This window comes from Streptomyces sp. NPDC032161, from assembly GCF_040636995.1.
Lineage (GTDB): Bacteria > Actinomycetota > Actinomycetes > Streptomycetales > Streptomycetaceae > Streptomyces.
The window spans coordinates 1-3,835 of the sequence record NZ_JBEZVN010000096.1; the positions used below are offsets into that span (position 1 = coordinate 1).

General features: G+C 69.0%; 2 protein-coding genes and 2 pseudogenes. 2 read left to right on the plus strand and 2 right to left on the minus strand.

The window, feature by feature from the left end; genetic code table 11:
• The first annotated feature begins 132 nt into the window (after positions 1–132).
• Positions 133–950, plus strand: a pseudogene (locus AB0E67_RS36195) (IS5 family transposase).
• 19 nt (positions 951–969) lie between these two features.
• Here the strand turns inward: AB0E67_RS36195 and AB0E67_RS36200 are convergent.
• Together AB0E67_RS36200 and AB0E67_RS36205 are read right to left on the minus strand one after the other, a co-directional pair.
• Positions 970–1,452 (minus strand): annotated as a pseudogene (locus AB0E67_RS36200) (M20/M25/M40 family metallo-hydrolase); the annotation flags it as partial.
• Positions 1,453–1,468: 16 nt separating this feature from the next.
• Positions 1,469–2,248: an XRE family transcriptional regulator gene (locus AB0E67_RS36205; RefSeq protein WP_362035080.1), complete on the minus strand. Its 780-nt coding sequence runs from the start codon at positions 2,246–2,248 to the stop codon at positions 1,469–1,471.
• 348 nt (positions 2,249–2,596) lie between these two features.
• Here AB0E67_RS36205 and AB0E67_RS36210 point away from each other — a divergent pair.
• Positions 2,597–3,835, plus strand: a 1,239-nt coding sequence (locus tag AB0E67_RS36210; RefSeq protein WP_362035082.1) for an IS701 family transposase, incomplete at its 3' end; no start/stop codon positions are given.

Here is a 3,835-nt window from a genome sequence, read left to right on the forward strand (position 1 = left end):
CGAACACATCTGACCAGCCGTCAGTTATCTCGTCCACCACGAAGCGACCAACGACGAAGACCGCATCGAGTCACGGAGTGTCGTTGCAGTATTAGACCGTGTCCTATGTGGTGGTCGCTCGTTGGGCTGTTCATGGGGCGGGATACGTGGAGTTGGATTGTTCCGGACGGGCTGTGGGAGATCGCGAAGCCGTTGATCCCACCGTCGAAGGTGCGCCCGCAGGGCGGCGGGACGCAGGACACCCCTGATGAGACGCTGTTCGCCGCGATCGTCTACGTGCTGGTGAGCGGGTGTGCCTGGCGGGCTCTGCCGCCGTGCTTCGGGGTCTCGAAGTCAACTGCCCACCGGCGCTTCGCGATCTGGTCCAGAGCCGGTTTCTGGGGCCGGCTGCACGAGGCGGTGCTCGACCGCATCGACGAGTGCGGCCTGCTCGACGTGACCCGCGTGGTCCTCGACTCCGCCCACGTGCGGGCCAAAAAAGGGGCGGACTCACAGGACCGTGCCCCGTGGACCGGGGCAAACCGGGTTCCAAGATGCACGTCCTGTCGGACGCGAACGGGCTGCCCCTGGTCGTCGGCGTCTCCGCCGCCAACACCCACGACAGCCAAGCCCTGAAGCCCATGGTGGCCGGTCTCCAATCGAGACACGACCCTCACCGCGGCTGGAACCTCAAACCCGGCAAGCTCCACGCCGACAAGGCATACGACATCCCTGAACTGCGCAGATGACTCCGCGGAAAACGTATCGGCGTCCGCATCGCCCGCAAGGGAATCGAATCCAGCGAACGGCTCGGACGCCGAAGGTGGGTCATCGAACGGACGATGTCCTGGCTGACCGGCTACCGCAGACTCAACCACCGCTACGAACGCCACCCCCGCAACTACCTGGCCTTCCTCGGCCTCGCCGCCACCCTCTGCTGCTACAAACGACTCGTCCGACTCACCACATAGGACACGGTCTTAGTTCGGAGAAGGCGCGGGCGCCGCCGAAGCCGCCGGTGTGCTCGTCGACATCCAGGAGCACGGCGATTCCGCCGCACAGGGTCTCGGCGTGGGGCGCGAGGTCGGCGGCGATGTGGCAGAACATCGCCGCAGCGAGCTTGGAGTCCGCAGCCCCTCGGCCGAGCAGCCAGCCGTCCGCCACGTCCCCGGACGCGGGCGGGAAGGACCAGGCGGTCTCGTCCCCGTACGGAGCGGTGTCCACGCACGCGTCCAGGGTCCACCATGAGCCCGGACGGCCGCCGGGGATCTCCACCAGCAGACCCACCAGCTCACCGGCGCCGTCGTGCAAGCGGCGGTGTGGCAGGAACCGGGCGGCGAGCCAGTCCTCCAGCACACCCAGGACCGGGCCGTAGTCGTCGATCCCGCCCCGGCTCGGCCGCCGGATCAGCTCCCGAGCCAGCTCCACCATGGATGCCGTACGGCTCTCGGCCTGCTGAAGGTTCTCGATCACGCTTCTCCCTCGCCCCTCAGTTGTGCCGTACCGGCAGCGCGCGGACGGCCTCGATCGTCTCCACCGGTCGCGCGGACGCGCACGCCTCCCGCCCATGGTGGACCAGACCCACCGCCGCCTCGCGACTGAGCAAAACGCCGCAGTCGAACCCCTCCGCCCCATGGAACGACGGCAGTGGCACCACCGCGGCGGTCTCGGAGGCGACGAAGAAGCGTTCCAGCGCCTCGGACGGCTCCACCATCCCCATGTGCAGCGTCTTGACGCCGTTCCGGCGCGCGGCTGGATCGCGTAGCTCCAGCAGCCGCGTCAGGTGATCGGCGAGCTCCCGATGCCGGGGTGGTCCGTACAGCACCCGGTAATGGATCAGATCGGGGCGCTGGGCCACGACCGTCTCGATCGCCGCCAGATACGCCTTCTCCCGCGACCGGCTGCCGGTGACCATCAGCTGCTCACGAGCTCCGCCGACGACATCGACCATCGCTTCGACCAAGTCCGTCCAGCGGGTGAGCACCTTGACGACCACGGCCGTGCCGGAGCTCTCCAGCACGCTCGCGGCGGCGCCGTCCTGGTGCGCAAACAGCACTTCGGGCCGCTCACGGTACAGCTGGCAGAGACCGGCCCGGTTCCGCTTACCGGTGCGGCGCCGCCCGGACTCCCAGGCGCTCATCAGGCTCGCGTCCGCAGCCCCGCCGGTGATCGCGTTGAGCGCGTCTGCGGCCTCCTCCAGCGTCATGTTCCGCGCTACCCGGGCCCGCTTGAGCGCCGAGTCCGTGCTGCTGGCCGCGGCCACGGACACCGCCCCCTCTCCATCCACCGACGTGTATCCGCAGTCTTCCCCGCCTGCTGGCGGTTCAGCAGGTCCCCCAACCGCCCTTCTTTCGATCCGCCACTGCCGCACGCGACCCCCCATCGACACCTGTCACGGCGAGGAACGTGCCTGATATGCCCGCTTGAGCTGTGAGCCTCTGACCAGCAGTCGCATTTGACAGATGCAGATAATCCCCTCGGCGGTCCACCGGTTCGGGCTGGTGGACCTCGAGCCCGCAGGGACGGAGGCCGGCCACATAGGTCGGCAGTGGACTGCTAGTAGTACTTCGTTAGGTTGATTTGATCTTGGCGGTTGCGGTGGTGCATGCTGCGGCCTGTGGATCTAGGTGAGGTGGAGCGGCTCCGTGAACACCTCGGCGCGTTCGTGGCAGAGGTGTTCGCGTCCCTGGCGCGCAAGGACCAACGCCGGCAGGGGGATTGTTATCTGCGCGGGCTGATGCTGGACGGGCGGCGCAAGTCGATCCAGCCGATGGCCGAGCGGCTGCCGGACGGGAACATGCAGGCGTTGCAGCAGTTCGTCAGCCAGTCGCCGTGGGACCACACGCCGGTGCTGCGGCAGATCGCTGGGAAGATGACCTCCGCCCTCGCGCCGGAGGCGTGGGTGATCGACGACACCTCGTTCCCGAAAGCCGGGGACCAGTCGGTGGCCGCTTCGCGGCAGTACTGCGGCGCGCTGGGCAAGCGCTCGCTCTGCCAGGTCGGTGTGAGCGTCCACGCCGTCACCGACAAGGCTTCCAGCCCGTTGTCCTGGCGGCTGTTCGTACCGCCGGACTGGGACGACCGCGACGATGTGCGCCGGCGACGCACCGGCCTGCCGCCGGAGGTCGGGCACATCGAGAAGTGGCGGCTGGCCATCGACGCTCTCGAAGAGTTGATCTCCTGGGAGCTCGCCCCGCAGGTCGTGGTCGCCGACGCGGGCTACGGCCAGTCGGCGGCCTTCCGCCACGCCCTGCGCTCGCGGGATCTGGACTACATCGTGGCGGTGCGCGGGGACGAGACCGCACACCGCCACGACGCGCAGCCCGAGACTCCCGCCTACGGTGGCACCGGCCGCAGGACACTGCCCCGCTACCGCACGGATTCCGTCGTCCTGCACGAGCTCGCCGCCGCGGGCGGCCGCCGGGCGTTTCGGCAGGTCACCTGGCGCCAGGGCAGCCGCGGGGCGATGCGCTCAAGGTTCCGTGTCCTGCAGGTACGGCCCGCAGGGAAGATCCCCCGGGCGCTCGCCGCCGCCGACGCGGGCGGAAGTGCCTCCTGGGACGGCGTCCTGCCGACCGAGACCCTCCTGGCCGAATGGCCACCGGACGCGAGCGCGCCCACCGAGTACTGGCTGAGCAGCCTGCCGCCCGAGACCGCGGTCCGCCAACTCGTACGCCTGGCCAAGATCCGCTGGCGCATCGAACACGACTACCGCGAGATGAAGCACGGCCTGGGCCTGGACCACTTCGAAGGCCGCACCTGGCGCTGTGGCCGGTGGCGGGACCATCGGCAGGTGATCAACGGGATTCTGCACCGGGTTCGGACCGGTGTGCAGTGGCGTGACCTGCCGGAACGG